This is a genomic window from Lysinibacillus sphaericus (assembly GCF_001629735.1).
Classification (GTDB): Bacteria; Bacillota; Bacilli; order Bacillales_A; family Planococcaceae; genus Lysinibacillus; species Lysinibacillus pinottii.
In genome coordinates this window covers 174,975-199,603 of the sequence record NZ_CP015224.1, presented here as the reverse complement: position 1 = coordinate 199,603, position 24,629 = coordinate 174,975, and the positions used below count along the sequence as shown (strand labels likewise).

Here is a 24,629-nt window from a genome sequence, read left to right as displayed (position 1 = left end):
TGCTTATAAGCTACATAGAATGCAGATTCTTATTATTCACTGATTCCACTTATGCGTAATATTTTTCTACTACTTCTGCACAGCGAGCACATACTGTAGGATGTGCCGCATTCGCACCAACTGTTTCTGAAATAGACCAGCAACGTTCGCACTTCTCACCTGTAGCCTTCTCAACAACAATGGATACATGTTCAAGTACCAAAGCATCTGCTGGTACTTCTTCGATTGTAGCTACCTCAAAAGCAGAAACGATAGATAGTTGTGCAAAGTCAATGTTCGCATCGTTCAATAATGCCACAACATCTTCTTTTGCATATACTGTTACTTTTGCTTCAAGAGATTTACCAATCGTTTTAGCATTACGAGCCTCTTCTAATGCTTTTAAAATATCATCACGTACATCAATGATTTTTTCCCATTTTGCACGAAGATTTTCAAAATTCGCTTGTACATCTTCCTCTGGGAAATCCGTTAATTGAACAGAAGCTTCCTCTACAGTACCTTGAGCATGTAAGTATGACCACATTTCATCTGTAGTATGAGGGATAATTGGTGTCATAATTTTAACTAAAGTCATCAACGTATCATAAATAACTGTTTGCATAGCACGTCGATCTTTATTGTCAGAACCTTCAATGTAAACAACATCTTTTGCAATATCTAAATAGAATGAAGATAGTTCCACTGCTACAAAATTATTCACAACATGATATACAGCAGCGAAATCATAACGATCATATGCAGTACGAACAGTTTTTAAAACATCCTGTAAACGCATATATACATATTGATCCATTTCACGAAGCTCTGCATAGGCTACACGGTCTTTTGTTGGATCGAAATCAGCAATATTGCCATGTAGGAAACGGAAAGTGTTACGAATTTTACGATATACTTCTGATACTTGCTTCAACATATCCATAGAAATTCGCACGTCAGCAGTATAGTCTACAGAAGCAACCCATAGACGAAGAATATCTGCTCCATATTGATCCATTACTTTTTGCGGAATGATGACATTCCCTAAGGATTTACTCATTTTACGACCTTCTCCATCAAGAACGAAACCATGTGTTAAAAGTCCTTTATATGGTGCAAAACCGTTAATAGCTACTGATGTAATAAGAGAAGAGTTAAACCATCCACGGTGTTGGTCTGAGCCTTCTAAATATAAATCAGCAGGGTACTTCATGCCACGTTCTACAAGTACACCTTGGTGTGAAGAACCTGAGTCGAACCATACGTCCATAATATCATTTTCTTTTGTAAATTCACCGTTCGGACTACCTGGATGTGTAAAGCCTTCCGGTAATAATTCTTTTGCTGTTTTTTTGAACCAAATATTTGAGCCATGCTCACGGAATAGTGCTGAAATATGGCTAATTGTTTCAGGTGTAATAATTGGCTCCCCATTTTCAGCGTAGAAAATTGGAATTGGTACACCCCAAGCACGTTGACGAGAAATTACCCAATCTCCTCGGTCACGAATCATATTGTAAAGACGTGTTTCTCCCCAAGCTGGTGTAAATGCAGTTGCTTTAACAGCCTCTAAGAGCTCCCCGCGGAACGCTTCAACAGACGCAAACCATTGCGGTGTGGCACGATAAATAACTGGTTTTTTTGTACGCCAATCATGTGGGTATGAGTGTGAAATAAACCCAAGACTTTCTAATGCATCTACTTCTTTTAGCTTTTCTGTTACTAGTTTATTGGCATCATTATAAAAGACGCCCTCAAACCCAGGTGCTTCATCCGTATAGCAGCCACTATTATCAAGCGGGCTCAGAATGTCTAAACCATATTGCTTACTAATATGATAATCGTCTTCCCCGTGTCCAGGAGCTGTGTGAACACAGCCAGTACCTGCGTCAGCAGTAACATGCTCGCCTACCATTACAAGTGAATCACGATCATAGAAAGGATGTTGAGCGACAATACGATCTAATACTTCACCCTTCACTTCTTGAATAACCTCATACGCTTCCCATTCAAGTGCAGTTGCCACAGTTTCTAATAAATCTTTTGCAATGATGAATTTTTTATTAGCTACTGCAACGACAACATACATAAACTCAGGATTTAAAGAAATCCCTAAGTTTGCTGGTAATGTCCAAGGAGTTGTTGTCCAAATAACAAATTTAGCATCTGCTGGTACAACACCTTTTGCATCTTTAATAGCAAAGCTTACATAAATAGAAGGCGATTTAATATCTTTATATTCAATTTCTGCTTCAGCAAGAGCAGATTCAGAAGACGGAGACCAATATACTGGTTTTAAGCCTTTATAGATATACCCTTTTTCCGCCATCTTTCCGAATACTTCAATTTGGCGAGCTTCAAACTCAGGTTTCAATGTAATATAAGGGTTTTCCCAATTACCACGGATACCTAAACGACGGAATTGATTTCGTTGATTGTCAATTTGCTCATATGCATATTCTTCACAAAGTTGACGGAAAGCTGCTACTGACATTTCTTTACGTTTAACACCTTTATTTGTCAATGCTTGTTCAATAGGTAGACCATGCGTATCCCAACCAGGAATATAATTAACATGGTAGCCAGTCATTGAACGATGACGGGTAATCATATCCTTTAATACTTTATTCAATGCATGCCCAATATGAATATCACCATTTGCATACGGAGGGCCATCATGAAGTACATATTCAGGACGTCCTTCTGTACGCTCCATCTGCAATTTATTAATATCCATTTCATTCCATTTTTCTTGCATTTTCGGCTCATTTGCTGGTAAATTTCCACGCATTGGGAAATCCGTTTTTGGCATTAATAACGTATCTTTGTATTCAACCATAAAAAATCCTCCTTTAATTTACATAAAGCATATCGACACTATTCTCTTACGACAGTTATAGGCTTACTTATCTGAAACGATTCGCGGACAAATAAAAAAAGCCCTCATCCCACTAAGGGACGAGAAGCTTCTACTCGCGGTACCACCCTACTTGTAGCACAATCCATTAGGCTGCACTACCTCTTTCAAGCACATTAACGTCGTGCACCACGAAATAACTTACTTTTTTCAGTTATTTAGCTCGGAAGTGATATTCATTGTTAGTTGCTTGTTTGGGCTTCCACTATCCCCAAATCGCTTCACCACGCCTAACAAATACTGTCTTCGTCTCTGCTTCTATGCATATGTCTGTACAAAATAATTACTATTACAAAGTATATGAAATTCAAACAATCGCGTCAAGTTTCATTTAAATTTGATCATCTCAATGAAAAGTAAAGCTACATATCTTCTGATTCTTGCGCTTCATCTACAGATGCTTGAATCTCTGTTAAATCGATATCATACTGAAGTAAATGATCCCAATCATCCGCATTTAATAAATCGAGCTGAGCTTCGACTAGCATCTTGAAACGATTACGGAAAACTTTTGACTGTTTTTTAAGCTCATCAATTTCAATCGTTACCTTACGCGCTTTCGTTAAAGCATCATTAACGATTCGATCAGCATTTTTCTCTGCCTCTTTGACAATAAGCTTTGCCTCTTTTTGAGAATTTCTTCGCACTTCATCTGCTGCTTCTTGCGCAACAACAATAGACTTCTGTAAGGTCTCTTCTAAAGTGCTAAAATGCCTCGCTTGTTCTAAGGCCATTTCTAGTTGCTTATCAACCTCTTTTTTTTCACGCAACAAAATTTCATAATCTTTAATGATTTGATCTAAAAATTCATTTACTTCATCTTCAGCATAGCCTCTGAAAGCTTTTGTAAACTCCTTATTATGTATATCAATAGGTGATAATGGCATACAATCCTTCTCTCCTTTTCGTGTACATTCGTATTTCCTATTATACAATTCTTCCGACAACTTAGCAGTATAAATTAATGAAATTTACTTTTCTTTTAGCTTTTTTGGGCCAATCGACCGACTTGTAGACGGATTTTATCTTTTTTTGTACGGCCTTCTGTCATAATTATTTTCATACGACCGCTTCCTCTTATCGATAGAATATCCCCTTCTTGTAATTCAAAAGCAACGGCATCACGCTCTGTCCAATTTACACGCACTTTTTTACCTGTAATTAAAGCTTGTGCCTTTTGACGAGACACTTTCAAAACTGTTGCAATAATAACGTCTAGTCGCATGGAGGTAACTGTGTAAGATTCCTCTAACCATTCCTCTTCATTGATAAGGAGAGGCTCCTGTTCTTTAAGAGATTCAACATGTACCTTTACTTTACCAATGCCAGTTAAATGTAGACGCACATATTCAGCCACTTCCTGTGCAACGACAAATTGAATCTGATGGTCATTAACGCGAATATCACCGAACTTACTACGATTTAACCCTAATGATAATAAGGCTCCTAAAACATCTGGATGGCGTAATTGTACAAATTTAACGGGATACTGAAGTGTAAAAGCTGTCAGTTGAAAGTCCTTCTCTGTAGGCTCATAGTAGGCTGGATAAATGAGCATACGTTGTCTCTCTGCTTCATTAAATAGCCCTGCACATAATGTATTCATTGAGTCATCCTGTCCAATAATAGATGTCACTATAAAGCGCTGTCTTGGATCAAGAAAATCAGTCAGCTTAGGTGCATAGCGATCCTCTACCTCCCGCTGCCAGCTTATTACCTGTTCAATAAAAGGTTGCTCATCTTTCCGAAAATGCTGAATCAAGTGCTCCATCTTGTTGTCTCCTCTTTCATCGTCCCTATTTGCTTCAATAATTAGATAAACATAGTATTCCCAATCATTGGTACTTTGACATCATTGCATCAAATTTTTTCTAATTCACTCGAAATGGACCCTTTAAAATTTGTGACATCTGCTTAAAGCTTTAGGGCAACATTTCTTTGTTACGTTTTTTCTATACTCCATATAAATAAAAAACCCCCACTAAAACGTGAGGATTTTATATCTATACGAACATAAGAAATATTTTCTGAATGACTATAACAAGTCCTCTTTCAATAAAATTCAGCATAAAGATCGCCACAATTGGTGAAATATCAATCATACCAAGCGGAGGGATAAACTTTCGGAATATCCCCAAATAAGGCTCACACACTTTTTCAAGCATTCGTCCAATGGCTGAATTTTGAGCGGCAGGCACCCAAGACATTAAGATATATGCAATTAGCATAAACGAATAAATCCTAAATGCTAAAGATACATAACCAAGTATTATAAAAAAAGTCATATAAACTACAATCCTCGCTATTAATTATCGTCTAAAATAAAGTTTGTAATTTCACCAGTTACTTCTACATTATCTGGAGTGCAAAGGAAAATATCTTTCCCGATACGTTGAATATCCCCTGCAAGGGCATAGACTGTGCCACTTAAAAAATCAATAATGCGTTTACCTTGCTCTCGTTCAATACGTTGTAAATTGACGATAGCTGCACGTTTATTTTTTAAATGTTCCGCGATATCTTGTGCTTCTGCATAGACTCTAGGCTCTATTAAGACAACTTTTGCTCCCTTGGAACTCATCGCAGCTTGCAAGCTAACAATATTATTAGGAGTAGCTGTACTTTGCGGCACAATTTCATGGATCGATGCCTTACGTTCTTTAATTGTTTTTTTAGGCTTTACTGAATGAATCGGTTGCTGTTGTTGTACGGGTTGTTGCTGCTGAATAGGAGCTTGCGTGATTTCTTCTTCTAGTTCTTCTTCAAGGTAAAAGAAGTTTTTAATTTTATTTTTCATGCTCATCCTGTTCCCCTCTTTCATTTCCAACAAGAGCCGTTCCGACTCGAACAAAAGTAGCCCCTTCCTCTACCGCAATTTCAAAGTCATTAGACATGCCCATTGATAACTCGGTACAAGGTGCGTGTGCGAATCCTTGCTCGGCTATTTGCTGTTGACATTGTTTTAATTGCTTAAATACAGAACGAATAAGTGCTTCGTCTTCTGTGTTTGGTGCCATGGTCATTAAACCGACAACTTGGACTTTTGTAAAGCTTCTCAATGATTCTACAAAAGGTAATACTTCTTCCATGCTTAAACCATGTTTTGATTCTTCCCCAGAAACGTTTACTTGGATAAAACATTTAACGGGCTTTACTGCTCTTTTTTCAATTTCTTCTGCCAAACTCAAACGATCTAATGAATGTAAAAAATCAATGCTGTTAATCACTTGTTTTACTTTACGTGTTTGTAGGGACCCTATATAATGCCAATTGACATCAGCTTGAATCGCAGATATTTTACGATTTAAGCCTTCCGGTCGGTTTTCTCCTAAATGAGTCAATCCAGCTTCGATAGCTTCTTGCGTTCTTTCTACAGAAACCTCTTTCGTCACAGCTATTATTTGGACATTATTGGCTTCGCGATTGACTCTTGTTTCTGCTGCTGCTATTAAATCATTTAATTTGTTTAAATTTGCTAAGATTTTTGTCACTGTTTTTCCCAACTTTACAACATTAGTTTCTCTTATTGTAACAAGCAATGCTTGATTTATCAATGAATAGCCTGACCTATGTCAGCTATTTAGGAAAGTGCCTTGACTAGAATGACATCCTTGCCAACAACAAGCACATCTTTCATATACACTTTTCTTACAGATTCTTCTCCTTTAAAAAAACCAAGATATTTTCGGGGCTCAGCAATTAAAAATGCTGTTACATAGCCCGTTTCTTTCGATACTTCAGCATCTACCACAAATCCTATAAATCGTCCATTTCCTGCTTCAATTACTTCCTTTTGCTGTAACATTGAGAACCGCAATAAATAACCTCCTCTATCCAGTACTCTTTCACCTAAATTATTTTTCTCTATCACCAAACTTTGCTGTCTCTTTATATTTATGTATCAACTGTTCATTGAATGAAGATAAAATGCGCACCGAATAATTCGATGCGCATTTTTTATTTGTAATCTTTTTGCATTGTTTCAATTGCATTCTTTTCAAGACGTGAAATTTGTGCTTGTGAAATCCCTAATTCCTTAGCGATTTCAGTTTGTGTCTCTCCATAATAAAATCGTTTTGCCACGATCATTTGCTGACGTTCATCTAGTTTCTGCAAGCTTTCCTTTACCGACACGTAGGCAACCCATTGATCTTCTGATACATCATCATCACGTAATTGGTCCATCATATAAACAGCGTCCCCACCATCTGAATAAATGGGCTCTTGTAATGACATTGGGTCTTGAATAGCATCTAAAGCAAATAAAACATCTTCTTTTTTCATGTCAATCATGTCAGCAATTTCTTCAATCGTTGGTTCGCGCAAATTTTCGGTTATCCACTGTTCTTTTGCCTGCATTGCCTTATAGGCAATATCCCTTAAAGAACGAGATACTCGTAATGCATGATGATCACGCAGATGGCGACGAATTTCACCAATGATCATTGGGACAGCATATGTTGAAAATCTTACATTATGCTTTAAATCAAAATGATCAATGGCTTTCATGAGGCCAATACAGCCTACTTGAAATAAATCATCTGCCTGTTCACCTCTATAGGCAAATCTACCAACAATACTTAGCACTAACCTTAAATTGCACATGACAAGCTCTTCTCTGATTTCAGTTTCACCGGCTTGTAAACGAATGAAGAGCTCCTTCATTTCTTCGTGCTTTAAAATTGGCAAAGTCGATGTATCTAAGCCGCAAAGATCTACTTTTGTTCGCATATTCGATTCCTCCGGATGTTATTCTCTGACTAAACCGTGACATCAGTTTGTCCGAGAGAAACAAGAATATGCACAAAAGCTATGACCAATTTTAGGTAGGATAATTTTCCCTTTCTAAGAAATTGGCTGATTTAAATTTTCACGTAAATCTTGAATAATTTTCTTTTCTAAACGGGAAATATATGATTGTGATATCCCTAAATGATCTGCTACTTCTTTTTGCGTCATTTCTACTTTTCCATTGAGACCAAAACGGCATTCCATAATATATCGTTCACGTGCACCTAATAAATTTATGGCATGGAACATATGCTGCCGTTCAATTTTTTTCTCCACATTATCAAGAATAATGTGCTCTTCCGTACCTAAAATATCTGACAGTAATAATTCATTTCCATCTGCATCAGAGTTTAAAGGTTCGTCTAATGATACTTCACCCTTCATACGACTTGTTTTTCGTAAATGCATTAAAATTTCATTTTCAATGCATCGAGATGCGTATGTTGCAAGCTTAATATTTTTATCTGTATTGAACGTTTCAATTGCCTTTATTAATCCGATAGAACCAATGCTGATTAAATCTTCGATTGGCGTTCCCGTATTGTCAAAACGTCTAGCAATATAAACAACAAGACGTAAATTACGTTCAATTAGTGTGTCTCTAGCTCGTAAATCACCTTTCATAAAGGATGCAATGACTGTAACTTCTTCTTCTCGACTTAGTGGCACTGGCAATGAATCATTTCCCCCTATATAGTACGTTTCACGACTACGAAACTTACTCCAAAATTTTTTCAAGCTAGCAAGTAGCCTAAGAAGCAATAGTTCTCCCCCTCTATGAGTTATTTGAAAGCGCTGAAAAATGTAAAATTGCTGCTGTGCTATGTGGAAAATTTTTTGCTTTTTTTGTTAAAACGATATATTCATTCGATTTCACCTGTGAAGGCTCCCCCTTTATCAACCACTCATCAAAGCGAAAACCAAGAACAACGGTTTGTTGTTGTACGGTATTGATATGAATAAATCGAATATAACGCTGATAATCTTCTGAAAACATAGATACATTGTACGGATCTGTTTCTTGCCATTCTACTAATGATTTGCAAAAATCGGCAGGTAAATGTGGGCTTAGAGCTGTATAAGAGACGAAATGAACAGGTTTCCCTGAAAGCGGCTCGATTGCTTGGTTTCCTGTGTCCACAAAAGCTGAAAGTGGTATTATCGAACCAAAGATTTTTAAAGTTGTATCAAATACAAATTGTCCACTTAAACGTTCTAGTTTAACAAAACCCCATTGCTTATAAAATGCAACAAGATTTAAAACTGCTAGTACAAAACAAATCATTATAAAATGGTTGGCAGAAAGATTTTTTAAATAGGGTTGTAGTGCTGTTAGCAATCCGCCGATAACGATCGTTGCTGTTAAAACGATCGGTCCTTGCTTTTGGAAGCTTCGAATCTTAAAGCGAAAAGCTATACCTATGAGCAATATAAAACTAAGTACCGTTGACCACAGCATTTGACCGCCAATTACAGCTACTAAACTACTACAAAATGAACTCATTAATAATCTTGAATTCTTGACCAAAACCCCTGTTACTCTTGCGGTAAACGTGAGTATTGCTAGATTGAAAAGCGTATTAATGAGCACCAGCCATTCTCCATACATAACAGCCGCCTCCTACTTACAAAGTTAGCATGTTACTCCCACAAATATTGTCAAACAATCGCACCATTTCCTTAAAATGTTTTGACAAAATACATGGTTTCCTTACACAAATGAACATCTCGACAACAAAAATAAAAAGCTCGTATTTTACATATGTAAAATACGAGCTTTTTAGAAGTTGTTTTTTCAATTAACCGCGATTTTTGCGATTGCGTAAAAATGCTGGGACTTCAAGCATGTCATCCTGTGCATAATGTTGCTGATTTTGGCGTGGCTGCTCTTGTTGAACATGCACTTCTTGTCGTTGTTCACGAATCGGTGCTTGTTGTTGTGGAGCAGATTGTCTATTTATATTGAGCGATGGTTTTGTTGTATTACGTTGTTGCTGTAAAGCTTCCTCTGAGAAACCAGTTGCGATAACTGTAACAATGATTTCATCTTTAAGGTTTTCATTAATAACAGAACCGAAAATCATATTTACTTCTTCGTCAGATGCAGAAGCTACGATATCTGCCGCTTCTTGTACTTCAAATAAGCTAAGATTAGAGCCACCTGTAATATTCATAAGAACACCTTTAGCACCATCGATAGATGATTCTAGTAATGGACTTGAAATGGCTTTCTTTGCTGCTTCTGAAGCACGGTTTTCACCAGTAGCAATACCGATACCCATTAATGCTGAGCCTTTGTTTGACATAATTGTTTTCACGTCTGCAAAGTCTAAGTTAATAAGACCAGGGGTTGCAATTAAATCTGAAATACCTTGAACACCTTGACGAAGTACGTTATCTGCTTCTCTGAAAGCTTCTAACATTGGTGTTGATTTATCGACAATTTGTAATAGCTTGTCGTTCGGGATAACAATTAGCGTATCCACAGCTTCTTTCATACTACCAATGCCGCCGATAGCTTGTGTTTGACGTTTACGCCCTTCAAACGTAAATGGACGTGTCACAACACCTACTGTTAGTGCTCCTAATTCACGAGCAATTTGTGCAATTACTGGCGCTGCACCCGTACCGGTTCCTCCACCCATACCAGCAGTGACGAATACCATGTCTGCACCACGTAGAACCTCTTCTAATTGCTCGCGGCTCTCTTCAGCAGCCTTTTTCCCTACTTCTGGATTTGCACCTGCACCTAAACCACGCGTCAGTTTCGCTCCAATTTGAAGCCTAACTTCTGCCTTTGATAAATTTAATGCCTGTGAATCAGTGTTAACTGCGATAAAGTCAACACCCTGTACACCATGTTCTATCATTCGATTGACAGCGTTGTTACCGCCGCCACCAACACCTATGACCTTTATTACTGCAAGTTCATCTACATTTGTATCAAATTCTAACATCTCTTTTTCCTCCCACGGTAACTCGACTCTGTATCAATCATTACGCATTCTAGTTAATCAAAAAACTTATCAAATAATTTTTTTGCTTTCCCAATTACGCTTTCTTTTGGTTCTGAAGGTGCAGAATACTCTTGCTTTTTAGGCATAGCTGCTTGAGCTCCTACAGCTGCATATTCAACAGGTTGCGTATTCGTACTTTTACCGTAAAAATCATCTTCTAAATAGGCGTAACGAATAAGTCCAACCGCTGTTGCAAATGAAGGCTCTCTAACGCCAATATAATCGGGTGTATAAATTCTTACACGCGTTTGTAGAATTTGACGCGCTAACTGGGCGATACCTTCAAGTTTAGCAACACCACCCGTTATAACAACGCCACCTGGTAAATCTCTAACACCTAGACGTGCTAACTCGTCAATCACTAATTCTAGTAATTCTTCTAGGCGTGCGCCAATAATTTCTGATATATAGCGTTGACTATATTGATCAGTAGAATCTGTTCCTACAATTGGTACTTCAAAGATTTCATCGTCAGATGCATCATCATAAAAGGCATGTCCAAATTGGTGTTTGATATTTTCAGCTTGTTCTGTTGGTGTCTTTAAGACGATAGAAATATCTTTCGTTATATGATCACCACCAACTGGTATGACACCTGTATGCGTTAGCAATCCCTCTTCAAATACTGCGATTGTAGTAGATCCGCCTCCTATATCGATAAAGGCAGTTCCTTGGTTTTTTTCATCTTCAGTTAATGCAAAGTAGCCTGATGCTAATGGTTGCAAATATATTTCTCGTATACTTAAACCGGCACGCTCAACACAACGAAGTACATTGTGTAAAAGCGTTTTGGATGTCGTTATCATGGTTGCATCCATTTCTAGACGAATGCCAATCATACCACGAGGATCTTTAATTTCATCAAGGTTGTCCACAATAAACTGTCTTGGAATGATGTTAACTAATTCACGTTCAGGAGGTATTGACATGACTTGTGCAGATTCTACCACTCTGTCTAAATCATCATCTGTAATTTCTCTGTTTTCACTATTTACAGCGACAACACCTTTAACTAGCTGTAACATCGTTTGGTTAGCAGGAACGCCTAGAACGACTTCGTGAATTTGATAACCTGTCATTCGTTCGGCTTGTTCTACTGCTTTTCGAATAGATTGAACTGTTGCATCTATATCAACAATTGCTCCTTTTCGAACCCCATTCGATTTTACATTTCCGACGCCAATTACATGTAATTGTCCGTCACTCATTTCACCTATTAATACCTTGATAGAGGAGGATCCAATATCAAGTGAAATGTATAAATCTTGCTGATTCAATTCGCTGCACCTCCTTGAAAAATGCTCTTATTTTCATTCTATTGTAAATTTGGCATAATGTCTAAGCAAATCGAGTATTTTGGTCAATTTTTCTCTTAATCTATGGAAGTTTTTTCTTTCTTGTGACGTTTCTCACCCAACCGTGTTAGTAATATACGCCTAATTATTGCTATATTTTGGAACAAACGTACCCCAAAAGCGAAAATAGCTGCTAAATACAAATCTATCCCTAAATTCACACCTATAAAAGCTAACCCTGCTGCGAGAACTATATTAAAAAAGAATCCTGATACAAAAACTTTATCGTCGTACACTTGCTGTAATTGAGCACGGATACCACCAAATAATGTATCTAAAGCTGCTAAAACAGCTATTGACAGATAATTTTCATACATAGAGGGGATTTGTATATTTGTTAACAAGCCAAGGGCAAGTCCAAATATCAAACCTAAAAATGGTAGCCACATAAATTAATCTCCTTTTTTTACCTCTGCTAAGTAATCATTTGTCAATCGCTGATCAAATGCTGGAATTTGTAATTGATCAATTGGCTCTTCAATCACTAAATTAAAATTATCTAAATAAAATGAATCTATAAACGTTGAGGCTTGAAGCGAATTATACATTTTTTGAGCTGCTTTAAAATCGCTTGTCCCAACATATATATCAAATTTAGGTGTCGACAATGGTACACTATTCACCGTTGTCTTCCCATTTATGTCCCGAATGGCTGTTGTTTGAACAACACGATTGCCATCTATTGAAACACTTGTTGCATCGTTTTTAAACAGCGTATTTAATAATTGGGTTAATAAATCAGGCGATATCTCTTTGATTTCATAACCCATCTCTATTAATTCAGGTGCGGGTTCAATACGAAGTCTGACACCCGGCCCTACCACTTCTGTTAGTCCAGCCTGTTGCTTTAAACGATTCAATGTTTCATGTAAAGCGGCTTGCTGATTTACTTTTTCAGATTGCTCATAGCGATCCACTACTTCATGAAGTGAGCGAATTTCTGCCAGTAATGCGGAATGTCTTTGCTTTTCTTGTGCTAATTCCTCTCTTATTGCCCAAATATCTCGTGTATCTCGCTCTGCTGGTTTTTGTATGGTATTGTATTGTACCGCTATCATCAAACCGATAATAAATAGCACGATCGTTATTCGGGTGTACATATTTCTTCGCAAAATAGCCCCTCCTAGACGTATCGTATGCCCCTCAGAATTCAATGTAAAACTTTCCTAGAGGCTAAAATTAGACTTTAAACATGAAATAGGTCTTGTCCTTAACTTTCTACTTTTACTCTTGGCATTGTAAGTTTTTGATGTTCTTCTAAAGACACTACAATATTGTCATTTAATAATTGATCAACGACACCGCCATTTAAATTTAAAGATGCTATTAAAGTATCGGAATCTCCAACAGCTTCTATCACAAAAGGAGCGGGATGCTGTGTACCATCAATAGTTATTACAGGACCATTACATCGGATATAGGAATTGGCCATGACACGTTGCCCATTAATAGCAATTGCCTGAGCACCCGATATCTTCAGTTCATTCAACAATTTAAAAACATGACTTTCATGAACAATATAGTCATTCGGATTCAAAGATTTTGGATCATAGTCACCATCCTGGAGAGTGATCCTTATTCCTTTTCCCTCACTCTTCAATTCACCAAGTAGAAGCCGTAAATCCTCTGCTTGTTCCACAAGTTCTTTATAATCCTTCTCATTAGAAGCAAATGATTTTTCATACTTTCGAATTTGTTCCTGTAGACTATTTAGCTCATCCGATAGCTCTTTATTACGTTCTTGTTGAGTGATCAATTCCTCACGATAAGAATCTTCTTGCTCAAATAGCTCTGAATTAATCGTGCCTGCTTCCCGGTTATCTTTTGCCTGATTATATGAATAGCCGATAATAAATCCTGTTGTCACACAAACAATCAGTAATTCAAATTGTTTTCTTGAAAAAAAACTTCCTTTGCTATTCATCTTTTTGTTGTTCATCGTCTGTCACTTCCTGGTCAACCATTTCCCCATCTGCATTAGCTTCCATATCGATGCTTATTTTGTTGTACTCCTCGTTAAAAGGGCGATAATAGGAACCGACCTCTAAATCAATCACGCCTTTTTCTAAATTTGCAATTTGTGCAACAATGGAGGGGTAATAATTTAACTTCTCCGCAAGCGTCTGAATAACAGCTCGTACCTCATATCCATCATTCATATAAAGCTTTACCGCGTTCGGATTTGTATCATTACTATTCGTGTTAACCTGAGAAATTAAAGCTAATACTTCTGGTTTTAATTGTGCTAACTGTTCAACAAGTTTTTTGATTGTTTTTTCGCCAGTAATACCAATAAAAACAGGTGCATCAATTGGCGTATCATTTCCTTTTTGTTCAAAACGTTCACCATTTTCAAGCAGTGGATAATAGGTGCCGTCCCCAGCCAAATACGCAACTTTTTTCCACTCTTTCACATCAATCGTTACGCCTCGAAGCCAGTTACGTTTAACATGTGCTTCTTTTACCCATTTATCCTTCAACAGAAGCTTCTCCACATCTTCTATTTTGAAACCCCACATTGATTTACCTAGCGCCAGGGTACTTGTTTCCACATAATGTTCATTATTTGCCAGCTTAGCACCATTGACTGTTATTTTATTGATGTTACTGTATGGAGATTGAAAATAAAGGAGTACTGCTAACACAATAAAGAAAAGTAATATTAGCACGATGAATTTACGATTTGTACGCTTTTTTCGTCGCTTTTTTAGCGTAGGTATACGATCTTCTATATCAATTACTTTCTCCAAAAAGTACTCCTCCTTTATATTTATTTCGCTAATTGATAAATAATACCTATTATTAACCACATTGTGACTAAAGATGTTCCTCCGTAGCTGATAAAAGGCAATGTAACACCCGTTACGGGTACTAAACCTATTACAACAGCTATATTAAGAAACGCTTGCACCATCAGCATTGTGACTAACCCTATAATCGCATAATAGGATGTTCGGCTTTTAGCCTGTACAGCAAATCTATAGCCTGCATAAATTGTCAGTACAAAAAGTGCTAAAATAACGAGACCACCAATCAAGCCGATCTCCTCCAAAATAATAGCGTAAATAAAGTCATTTTGTGGCTCAGGCAAATATAGAAACTTTTGCCGACTTTGTCCAAAACCATGACCAAAAATTCCAGCAGGACCTATCGCCATAAGTGATTGCACTGCTTGGAATCCACTTACTAAGGGATCAGCCCATGGATCGAGGAATGCTTCTATTCGCTTTAGTCGATATGGTGCAGTCGCAATTAGTCCTACTAGTCCAGCTATACCAGCTAACATAATCATGGCATATAGCTTTAACGGGTAGCCAGCGACAAAAAACAATAAAAATACAGCAACAACAAGAATAAATACTGAACCAAAGTCAGGCTGCAACATAATCAAAACAACAGGGATTAGGAGGATTAAAGCATGGCGCCAATTAACAACTGGCGTTCCTGTTTTATGCTGCGCTAAAATATGACTCAGGTAAACAATGACTGTTATTTTCGTTATCTCTGCTGGCTGGATTGTCAATGGACCAATCCCAATCCAGCTTTGCGAGCCATTTCGCACTAGCCCAATACCAGGTATTAACACTAGAACAAGTAAGACTAACGAAAATATATAGGCCATTTTCCAAAAGGACTGCTCTCTCAAAATATTTAATCGAATTGTGATTAAAAATACAATTATGGCTACCACAAAGTATACGCTTTGCTTCATATAAAACGGCATTTTTCCACTATAATGAATGGCACTCCAATAAGTCCCCGCAGAATAGACGAAAATAATGCCGATTACTGATAGCATCAAAGTTGTGACGAGCAATAAGTAGCTTTCTTTCCCTCTCAGTAATGCCATCCTTCCAAGTCAAGTATATTCTAAAATAGTTACAGGCTCATTACAGCTTCATTACAGCATCAATAAAAACATCTCCGCGTATTTCAAAGCTGTCATATTGATCCCAACTTGCACAAGCTGGTGATAGTAAAATAATATCTCCCTCTGCTGACATCGGTGCTGCATAGTGTACAGCGTCTTCCACATTTTGAGCGATTACTGTTTGTTGGACACCACATGATTTTGCAAATTCAACAAAACGTAATCCAGTTTCTCCAAATGCGACGACGCCTTTAACATGATTCATACTAGGTCGAAGCTCCTCAAAAGAATGTCCACGATCTAAACCACCTGCTAACAAAATAACGGGCGCCTGGAATGCATCTAAAGCACTTTTTGTTGCTAAACAGTTCGTTGCTTTGGAGTCATTATAAATCTTTCGACCATTCCATTCGCGTACGAATTGAGTACGGTGTCTCACCCCACCAAAAGTCGCTAAAACCTCTTCCATTTTCCCTTTGTCACAGCCAACTAAAATACAGGCCGCCACTGCTGCTAGGATGTTTTCTAAATTATGCTTACCAGGCAGTGCTATATTTGCTCGGTCCATATACGGATCCCCTTGCCAATAGATCGTTGTATCATCTGCACTGATTCCGTGGACAGTACGCCCATTTGAACTGAACGGAATTTTTTGCGCATTGGATTTTGCCGCATAGCCAACTACAATTGGTTGGTCCGCATTATAAATAAAATAATCACTTTCATCTTGATTACGTGTCACACCAAACTTCGCTTCAGCGTAATTATCAAATGTTCCATGGTAGTCAAGATGGGCATCATAAAGATTTGTAAGTATAGAAATTTTAGGCTTAAATGTTTTAGTCCCCATCAATTGGAAAGATGACAACTCCGTTACAATAACGTTATCTTTACTAGCTTCTTTAGCAACGCCACAAGCAACTGTACCAATATTTCCTGCAATTAATGGATTTTTACTTCCGTTGTTTAACATATCAAATATTAAAGTGGTCGTTGTTGTTTTTCCATTCGAGCCTGTAATACCAATAAATGGCGCGTCACTTATTAAATACGCAAGTTCAATCTCTGTCCATACAGGAATACCGCGCTGTATAGCATCCGCTACAATGCGATTGCTATAAGGTATACCTGGGTTTTTAACGACTAATTCAAAACCTTCATCCAGTAAGTCCTCAGGATGACGACCACAAATTACGGTAATCCCCTTTTGTAATAAACCCTGTGCATCTGGGCTTTCATCAAATGGTTTGGAATCATTGACTGTTACAAAGGCGCCGAGCTCATGTAAAATTTCAGCAGCGGCCACACCGCTTTTCGCTAGGCCTAACACAAGTACTTTTTTATGTTGTAAATCTGTATAGTTTTTCATTAAAACGCCTCCGATAAAACTGCAATCAATGCTACTGCTAGGGCAGTTGACCAGAAGACAAGCACTACCTTCCACTCTGACCAACCTGATAATTCAAAATGGTGATGGATTGGACTCATCTTAAAAATACGCTTTTTACGTAGCTTAAAGCTTCCTACCTGTAAAATAACGGATAATGTTTCGATGACAAAAACCAAGCCAACTAGTAAAAGTAAAAATTCTTCTTTTACTAATACCGATACCATAGCTAATGCCCCACCTAATGCTAATGAACCCGTATCACCCATAAATACTTTTGCTGGATTCGCATTAAATAATAGAAACCCTAATAATGCTCCTGTAACAGCAAATGCAAATAAAGCGATATCTGCTTGGCTTTGGAAGAGTGCGATAACGCCAAAAGCCGCAAAAGCAATCGATGCAGTTCCTGCCACTAGTCCATCCAAACCATCTGTTAAATTCACCGCATTGGAGAACCCTACTAACCAAAAGATTAAAAAGGCAACATAGAATACACCAAGATCAACTGTCCAATCTGTAAATGGAATAGCGAGCGTTGTATCAAAAGATCCAACATACAGTAGAAAATATGCAAGGATGGCGATAACAATTTGACCAATTAATTTTTGAAGAGAGGTTAACCCTAAATTCCTTTTAAATACAACCTTCAAACCATCATCCAATAAACCTATTAAGCCAAATCCTGCTAATACTAATAAAAGTACTACGGTCTGTGTCGTTAATAAATCTAAAAAGCTTCCTACACCAACAGTTGTTAGGACGATAGAAATTAAGAAAATTATACCGCCCATTGTTGGTGTACCAGCTTTTTTCATATGTGATTTCGGTCCCTCTTCACGAATACTTTGCCCAAACTTTAGGCGTCGAAGAAGTGGAATACTAATTGGTGCCAGGATAACTGTTACTATAAAAGCAAGAGCTAAAATGGTAAGTGTTGTTGCGAGTTTCATTGAAAAATCTCCTTTAAATCTTGTTTCACTTTCTTCGTTAGGAAAAAAGCATAAACTTTCATTTATTTATTACTACCCTTCATAATAATAGTGGTTCTTTCCCATTTTTTAAAGGTAAAGTTATTTCAGTTCTCCAAATATAAATGAATGGTACCATCTTGTTTGATAACACTATCCACTTCAGGTAATTGGTTACCAATTTTAGTCCCTTCTCCATGCCATTCTATACGAAATGGATAAAACTGCTTGGCAATATCATCCTTTGTCTGACCAATAAAATTTGGTACCTTCACAGTAATCGGATCACCATATCGATAATCCTTTTCAAGCTGTTCCTTTGATTTTTCAATACCTACAAACGGTGCAACATCCTCTATTATTTGCCCAACAATAGGTGCTGCTACAACACCGCCAAACTGCGTCGTCTTTTTAGGGTTGTCGACTGCTACATAGACGACAATTTGCGGATTGTCAGCTGGCGCAAAGCCAATAAATGATACGATATATTCCCCACTCTTGTAACGGCCGTTTTCAACCTTTTGCGCGGTTCCTGTTTTACCGCCAATTCGTAAACCATCTCTAAAGGCTTGTCGACCTGAACCATTTGCTACAACTGACTCCAATGCGCCCCGAACCTTTGCAGAAGTCTCCTCACGAATCACCTGATTTTTGACAACAGGTTCAGTTTCCTGTATGACATCCCCTGTATTTGGATTAAATACTTTTTTCACAACATAAGGCGTATATAGCTTGCCTCCATTTATAGCTGCTGCTACCGCTTGAACTTGCTGAATTGGAGTTACCGCTACCCCTTGCCCAAATGAGGTTGTAGCCTGTTCAACGGGTCCGAAGGCTTCCTTAGAAAATAAAATTCCTGAGGCTTCACCAGCAATATTGGAACCAGTCTTTTGACCAAAGCCAAAATCTTTAATATATTGCAATAGTCGCTCGTTTCCTAACCGCTGCCCTAATTCAACAAAGCCTGGGTTACAGGAATTCTCCACAACTTCTAAGAAGGTTTCATGTCCATGCCCTTCACGCTTCCAACAACGTAGTCTTGCCCCAGCAACCATTGTATACCCTGGATCATAAAATGTATCATGCTCTAAATCCACTAAATTTTCTTCCAATGCAGCGCTCAAGGTAATAATTTTGAAAGTAGAACCTGGCTCATATGTCATCCATACAGGTAAATTTCGATTATAAATCGTTGGTTCGACTAATTGATATTCAGCCGGATTAAAAGTTGGATAAGAGGCTAATGCTAAAATTTCACCATTATTTGGATTCATAGCAATGGCCAATGCTTGGTCCGCTTCATAGCGCTTCATAGCCTGTGACAATTCACGCTCAACGACCTGCTGGACATCGACATCAATCGTTAGCTCAATAGTTGCTCCATCCTCACCAGCTTTCCAAGCACTCGCGACATTTGGTAGATTATTGCCTTTTGCATCTGTAAAGAGGCGAATTGCAGAAGAATTAGCCTGTAAAAACTTATCATATTCGTATTCAATACCAGCTAAACCTTGTGCATCATAGCCTGTAAATCCTAAAAATCGAGATAAAAGTGTCCCATATGGATAATCTCTAGAGTAGTCGACACCACTATATAGTCCTTCAATTTGTAAGCCTTGTAATTCAACTGCTTTTTCATAGGGGATATTTTTTCCCTCAGGCGCTAGCTTTACTAAATAGGCTTTTTTCTTCATCTTCTCTAACAGTTTCTCTTTATCCACTTCCAAAACTTGCGCAATTTTTTCAGCGGCCCCTTCAATATCTTTACTTTGAGAGGGCATAAAATATAAAGTTGGTGCAAGCTTATTAGTTACAATACTCTCCCCATCTCGATCAGTAATATGCCCTCGTTCATTAGCAAACGGTATTTCTCGGTCCCAGTTCTCTTCTGCCTTCGATGTCAGTTCTTTTTGATCTAACACTTGCAAAAAGAACAGCCTAATCACTATCGCCACTGCTGCACACATAAACAACACATATAAAATACGTAAACGCTTTTTAGAATGGATAGAAATCCACTTCATTCGACATCACACCTTGTTTTTTACAACGTATGAAATAAAGTGGACTTCTATTCAGTATTATTCATCCTCTACTTGTTCAATTTCACCCTCAGAGGCAGCTTCTACATCTTGCACAAAACTTTCAGCAGGTGTTTTGAGCTTAACAACAATCGGCGAACTATCCGTTATAACAGTCCCTGGAGATACACTTTGACTCGCTACAAAGCCCTCACCGAAAATCTCCATCTCTACCCCTGTCATGGATTTGAATACAAGTAAATTTCTTAATGACCAATTCGTAAAGTCTGGCAATATGATATCGCCATCTGTCTTTAAAAATACATAACTACCTTTTACTAGTTGTTTTGTATCTTTAGGATATTGATCTATGATTTTACCCCCGCTACCAACAATAACAGGCTGCAATCCATTGTTTCCTAGCTCTACTTCAATCGCTTCAGCACTTTGACCTGTATAATCCTTCATATCTACCTTATCCACATGCTGTACATCATCCGGATTAATATTAAGGTGCTTTAAGCTATTTAACATCACAGGATTAAACACTTTAGATACTGGCACTGATCCAAGCTCATTATTTAACTTAGGTTTTTTCACTGAGACATACATAATGAGCTGAGGATCATCAACGGGAGCCATTCCTAAAAATGAATATAGGAATTGGTTAGCGCCCCAAGCATACGTACCATCTGCTCTCGGAATTTGCGCTGTCCCTGTCTTCCCTGCAACCTCGTAATCCTCTAATATAAAATCCTTTGCCGTACCAAATTCTGATGTCAGTGTAGAAGCAAGGATTTCTCGTACTTGTTTCGCTGTATCTGCTTTGATTGGCTGTCCTTTTTCAACAGGTTCATGATTTTGAATAACCTTCCCTGTTGATGAATCAACAATGCGGTCAATTACATAGGGCTGCATCATCTTGCCATCATTCGCAATAGCAGTCATCGCTTGGATTAACTGTATAGGTGTTACGGTTGACCCTTGCCCATATGTTGTTGTCACTCGTTGGATTGGGTATTGAGATAATATTGTACCTGCCGCTTCATTTGGTAAATCAATTCCTGTTTTGTGGCCGAAACCAAAGCGGTCTAAATATTCCACAAAGACATCATCGCCAATCAATTTTAATAAGTGGGCCATGGCCGTATTCGAAGAGCGTTGGAATCCCACTAAATAGCTAATTTGTCCCCATCCAACCTGATTATGGTCTCGAATTGTTCGGTCATGTACTGTATAAGAGCCAGATTGGTATTTTGCATTCGGAGCCCACGTATTTGTATCAATCGCTGAAGCGAGCGTGAATGTTTTCATCGTTGAACCAGGCTCAATTGTCTCCTCAATTACCTCGTTCAGCCATTTCATATTTTGGCTTTCGCGTGTTTCAGGATTGAACGTAGGACGTTGGGACATCGCTAATATTTTCCCTGTTTTGGGGTCTGCTACAACCGCAGTCATAGATTCCGGATTGTATTCCTTTTCAACCTTTGACATTGCTTCCTCTAAAAAGCTTTGGATGGTTTTATCGAGGGTTAAATAAATGTCATCCCCATTTTTAGCAGGCGTCACCATCTTCTCGCTGTTGGGTAATAAATAGCTGAAAGCATCTGTTTCATATTTGATTTTCCCGTCGACGCCTGTCAGTTCTTTATCATACGTATATTCTAGGCCCATTTCGCCTTTTGTTGTAACAGTCCCGTCCTCGTTATCCTTCTTCAGTGCATAGCCAATTAAATGGGAGGCAAAGACACCATTTGGATAATATCGTTTTAAGTCGCTAACAAATAGAATCCCTGGTAATTTTTCTTCCTTTATTTTACTCATAACCTCGTGACTAATACCGCGTCCTGAACTACCAAACTCTACTTGATATAATGGTTTCCCATCGCTTCTATAGCGATTATTTAGCTTTTTAAGAATTTCGTCTTCTTTTCCTTGCATGGCTGGAATATACTTCGCTAAAACTTGAGCCGTTTTTTCAGCATCTACAACATGCCTCGGTTTCTTTGAATCCGTTGTAGCTGCTTCACTTACGACAGCTACTAGGCGATAGCTTAACGTATCCTCTGCAATCACTTGACCGTTTTGGTCATAAATCTTTCCTCGGTTTGCTGTGATAACACTTTCCTTACCATACTTAGCAGCTGCTCTTGCTGCAAGCTCCTGTCCTTCTACTTGCCCTGTCGCCTGAATGTTCACCATTCTTGTGAATAATAGAAAAAAGAGCCCTCCATAAAAAATCAATAATAGAAAGGCTCCCCATTGGAATCGAAATCTCTTTTTTTTCATTCTCCCGGCACTACCTTTACATTTTTCTCATTTTGAGTTAAACCGAGTTCTTTCGCTTTTTTCCATATGTTTTCGTATGTAGAAAGTTCACTTACACGAACCGTTAAGTCAACATTCTGTTTTGCAATCTCATCTGCTTCTGATTCGATGTTTTGAATGTCCATGTTTGTAGTTTGAATAGCTGCTTGTTTATTTAATACCAGGATACCTAATACAGCAATAATGCTAACTAAAACAATTAGCATTGTCTTCTCAAACTTCTGGTTCGTTTTTTTACGACGTATGATAGTGGGTTGTGGACTAGGTGGTGTTATCGGTTGTTGCACTTGTTGATGTTGGTGCTGTTGCCTTACACGTACGGCTGCCATTTACTCACGCCCTTTGTCGTTAATTTTCTCCACCACTCTAAGCTTTGCTGAACGCGCCCGATTATTCACTTCTAATTCTTCATCTGAAGGAACAATTGGCTTTCGTGTAATAAGCTTTAAAGTTGGCTTCATGTCATCGGGAATTACAGGTAAATTTGGTGGTAATTCCGGTAATGATGACGCTTCCTTAAAGATTGTCTTGCATAGGCGGTCCTCCAATGAATGGAACGTAATGACACTAATGCGTCCACCTACGTTAATCATATCAATCGCATCGACTAATGAATCCTCTGCCGCGCCTAACTCGTCATTGACAGCAATTCTTATTGCTTGGAAAATGCGCTTTGCTGGATGCCCACCTTTTCGGCGTGCCGCTGCTGGAATACCCTCTTTAATAAGTTCTACAAGTTGTCCAGTTGTTTCAATCGGTGCTGATTTGCGCGCCTCTTCAATTTTACGAGCAACTTGCTTTGAAAACTTTTCTTCCCCATAACGGAAAAAAATACGTACTAAATCCTCATAAGCCCATTGATTGACAACTTCAAAAGCTGTAAGTGTTGCCGTTTGATCCATGCGCATATCTAGTGGTGCATCATGGTGATAGCTAAAGCCTCGCTCTGGTGTATCTAACTGAGGTGAAGATACGCCTAAGTCATATAAAATGCCGTCTACTTGTTCAAAACCATGAGCCAATAATTCTTCTTTTAAATACCGGAAATTCGAGTGGATAAACGTGACACGCTCAATATAGGGCGCTAATCGAATTTTCGCATTTTCAATAGCCGTCATATCTTGATCAAAACAAATTAATCGGCCTTTATCTGATAATTGCTGTACTAAATATTCACTATGGCCTGCACCACCTAACGTACAGTCCACATATACACCATCAGGATCGATGTTCAACCCATCAACAGTTTCTTTTAATAACACGGTTGTATGATCGAACATACCACTCGCTCCTTTCAGGCCTTAACCTCATGTCAACTTTGCATTGACATGCCTATCAAAAGTTAAAAATCAAAGCCAATCATATTTTCTGCAATTTCATTAAAAGATTGTTCAGACTCGCTGAAGTAAGCTTCCCATGCATCCTTAGCCCAAATCTCAATTCGATTTGAAACCCCCAACACTACACATTCCTTAACCAGATGTGCATGTTGCATAAGAGTAGCTGGAATATTGATTCGCCCCTGCTTGTCTATTTCTACCTCTGTTGCTCCAGAAAAGAAAAACCTTGCAAATGCACGTGTATCCTTTTTGGTCATCGGTAAATCTTTTAACTTTTCTTCGAGTTTTCGCCATTCATTCATAGGATAGCCAAATAGACAGTTATCGAGACCTCTTGTGACAACAAACGCTTCGCCTAAAGCTTCACGAAATTTTGCCGGCACGATTAATCGCCCTTTTGCATCAACGGAGTGTTGATATTCTCCCATGAACATACTACTCACCCCACTTTATTAAATAATGTACCACATCCCCCCACTTTCCTCCACTTTTTTTAAAAAAAACTTGACATTTTATCTCTTAATATGCAATTAGACCTTGATAGGAATTTTTGATATATGCTAAATGACATAAAGAAAGAGCTATCCTTAGTAGGATAGCTCTCTATATACGATTTTTATAGACATTATTCATCAAATCCCTATTGTATCAA

The 24,629-nt window shown here is 38.1% G+C and carries 24 protein-coding genes and 1 other annotated feature; all 24 genes read right to left on the bottom strand.

Going from position 1 to position 24,629, the window contains the following annotated elements:
- Positions 1 to 49 precede the first annotated feature (49 nt).
- Entirely contained in the window at positions 50 to 2,818 is a 2,769-nt protein-coding gene (ileS, locus tag A2J09_RS00925; protein ID WP_012293174.1) for an isoleucine--tRNA ligase, read from the bottom strand.
- A gap of 112 nt (positions 2,819 to 2,930) precedes the next feature.
- Positions 2,931 to 3,158, bottom strand: a binding site (T-box leader).
- Between the two features lie 100 nt (positions 3,159 to 3,258).
- Positions 3,259 to 3,783 (bottom strand): DivIVA domain-containing protein, encoded by a 525-nt coding sequence (locus tag A2J09_RS00920; protein ID WP_012293173.1) that lies wholly within the window; start codon positions 3,781 to 3,783, stop codon positions 3,259 to 3,261.
- A gap of 95 nt (positions 3,784 to 3,878) precedes the next feature.
- Positions 3,879 to 4,667, bottom strand: coding sequence for a YlmH family RNA-binding protein (locus A2J09_RS00915; protein WP_012293172.1), 789 nt, complete (start codon positions 4,665 to 4,667; stop codon positions 3,879 to 3,881).
- Between the two features lie 232 nt (positions 4,668 to 4,899).
- Positions 4,900 to 5,181, bottom strand: a complete 282-nt coding sequence (locus A2J09_RS00910) for a YggT family protein (protein ID WP_025113856.1) — start codon at positions 5,179 to 5,181, stop codon at positions 4,900 to 4,902.
- A 20-nt stretch (positions 5,182 to 5,201) separates the two neighbouring features.
- Complete coding sequence (locus A2J09_RS00905) at positions 5,202 to 5,699, bottom strand: cell division protein SepF (protein ID WP_031418927.1); 498 nt, start codon at positions 5,697 to 5,699, stop codon at positions 5,202 to 5,204.
- Positions 5,683 to 6,387: a YggS family pyridoxal phosphate-dependent enzyme gene (locus A2J09_RS00900; protein ID WP_031418926.1), complete on the bottom strand. Its 705-nt coding sequence runs from the start codon at positions 6,385 to 6,387 to the stop codon at positions 5,683 to 5,685. Before A2J09_RS00900 ends, A2J09_RS00905 begins: the two co-directional genes overlap by 17 nt.
- Positions 6,388 to 6,476: 89 nt before the next feature.
- Entirely contained in the window at positions 6,477 to 6,713 is a 237-nt protein-coding gene (locus tag A2J09_RS00895) for a PRC-barrel domain-containing protein (RefSeq protein ID WP_031418925.1), read from the bottom strand.
- Positions 6,714 to 6,853: 140 nt separating this feature from the next.
- A complete protein-coding gene (gene sigG, locus A2J09_RS00890; RefSeq protein WP_012293168.1) occupies positions 6,854 to 7,627 on the bottom strand; it encodes an RNA polymerase sporulation sigma factor SigG in 774 nt (257 codons plus the stop codon).
- Positions 7,628 to 7,741: 114 nt separating this feature from the next.
- Complete coding sequence (gene sigE / locus A2J09_RS00885) at positions 7,742 to 8,449, bottom strand: RNA polymerase sporulation sigma factor SigE (protein ID WP_025113851.1); 708 nt, start codon at positions 8,447 to 8,449, stop codon at positions 7,742 to 7,744.
- Positions 8,450 to 8,462: 13 nt separating this feature from the next.
- Complete coding sequence (locus A2J09_RS00880; protein ID WP_031418923.1) at positions 8,463 to 9,296, bottom strand: sigma-E processing peptidase SpoIIGA; 834 nt, start codon at positions 9,294 to 9,296, stop codon at positions 8,463 to 8,465.
- Positions 9,297 to 9,486: 190 nt separating this feature from the next.
- Complete coding sequence (gene ftsZ, locus A2J09_RS00875; RefSeq protein WP_031418922.1) at positions 9,487 to 10,644, bottom strand: cell division protein FtsZ; 1,158 nt, start codon at positions 10,642 to 10,644, stop codon at positions 9,487 to 9,489.
- A gap of 53 nt (positions 10,645 to 10,697) precedes the next feature.
- Positions 10,698 to 11,981, bottom strand: a complete 1,284-nt coding sequence (ftsA, locus tag A2J09_RS00870; RefSeq protein WP_012293163.1) for a cell division protein FtsA — start codon at positions 11,979 to 11,981, stop codon at positions 10,698 to 10,700.
- Between the two features lie 95 nt (positions 11,982 to 12,076).
- On the bottom strand, positions 12,077 to 12,448 hold the full coding sequence (locus tag A2J09_RS00865; RefSeq protein WP_012293162.1) for a small basic family protein: 372 nt from the start codon (positions 12,446 to 12,448) through the stop codon (positions 12,077 to 12,079).
- Between the two features lie 3 nt (positions 12,449 to 12,451).
- The gene (locus A2J09_RS00860; protein WP_031418921.1) at positions 12,452 to 13,171 is read right to left on the bottom strand and encodes a DUF881 domain-containing protein; all 720 of its coding nucleotides are present in this window, start codon (positions 13,169 to 13,171) and stop codon (positions 12,452 to 12,454) included.
- 98 nt (positions 13,172 to 13,269) lie between these two features.
- On the bottom strand, positions 13,270 to 13,998 hold the full coding sequence (locus A2J09_RS00855; RefSeq protein WP_031418920.1) for a DUF881 domain-containing protein: 729 nt from the start codon (positions 13,996 to 13,998) through the stop codon (positions 13,270 to 13,272).
- Complete coding sequence (locus A2J09_RS00850; RefSeq protein WP_031418919.1) at positions 13,976 to 14,809, bottom strand: cell division protein FtsQ/DivIB; 834 nt, start codon at positions 14,807 to 14,809, stop codon at positions 13,976 to 13,978. The genes A2J09_RS00855 and A2J09_RS00850 overlap by 23 nt, the downstream gene beginning before the upstream one ends.
- Positions 14,810 to 14,829: 20 nt before the next feature.
- A complete protein-coding gene (ftsW, locus tag A2J09_RS00845; protein ID WP_012293158.1) occupies positions 14,830 to 15,909 on the bottom strand; it encodes a putative lipid II flippase FtsW in 1,080 nt (359 codons plus the stop codon).
- A gap of 40 nt (positions 15,910 to 15,949) precedes the next feature.
- A complete protein-coding gene (gene murD, locus A2J09_RS00840; RefSeq protein WP_031418918.1) occupies positions 15,950 to 17,299 on the bottom strand; it encodes a UDP-N-acetylmuramoyl-L-alanine--D-glutamate ligase in 1,350 nt (449 codons plus the stop codon).
- Positions 17,299 to 18,270, bottom strand: a complete 972-nt coding sequence (gene mraY, locus A2J09_RS00835) for a phospho-N-acetylmuramoyl-pentapeptide-transferase (protein WP_036160939.1) — start codon at positions 18,268 to 18,270, stop codon at positions 17,299 to 17,301. The genes murD and mraY overlap by 1 nt, the downstream gene beginning before the upstream one ends.
- A gap of 125 nt (positions 18,271 to 18,395) precedes the next feature.
- Positions 18,396 to 20,312, bottom strand: coding sequence for a stage V sporulation protein D (locus A2J09_RS00830; RefSeq protein ID WP_012293155.1), 1,917 nt, complete (start codon positions 20,310 to 20,312; stop codon positions 18,396 to 18,398).
- 57 nt (positions 20,313 to 20,369) lie between these two features.
- Positions 20,370 to 22,598: a penicillin-binding protein gene (locus tag A2J09_RS00825; protein ID WP_012293154.1), complete on the bottom strand. Its 2,229-nt coding sequence runs from the start codon at positions 22,596 to 22,598 to the stop codon at positions 20,370 to 20,372.
- Entirely contained in the window at positions 22,595 to 22,966 is a 372-nt protein-coding gene (gene ftsL / locus A2J09_RS00820) for a cell division protein FtsL (RefSeq protein ID WP_012293153.1), read from the bottom strand. Before ftsL ends, A2J09_RS00825 begins: the two co-directional genes overlap by 4 nt.
- A complete protein-coding gene (rsmH, locus tag A2J09_RS00815; protein WP_012293152.1) occupies positions 22,967 to 23,917 on the bottom strand; it encodes a 16S rRNA (cytosine(1402)-N(4))-methyltransferase RsmH in 951 nt (316 codons plus the stop codon).
- Between the two features lie 62 nt (positions 23,918 to 23,979).
- Complete coding sequence (mraZ, locus tag A2J09_RS00810) at positions 23,980 to 24,411, bottom strand: division/cell wall cluster transcriptional repressor MraZ (RefSeq protein ID WP_008173894.1); 432 nt, start codon at positions 24,409 to 24,411, stop codon at positions 23,980 to 23,982.
- Positions 24,412 to 24,629: the final 218 nt, after the last annotated feature.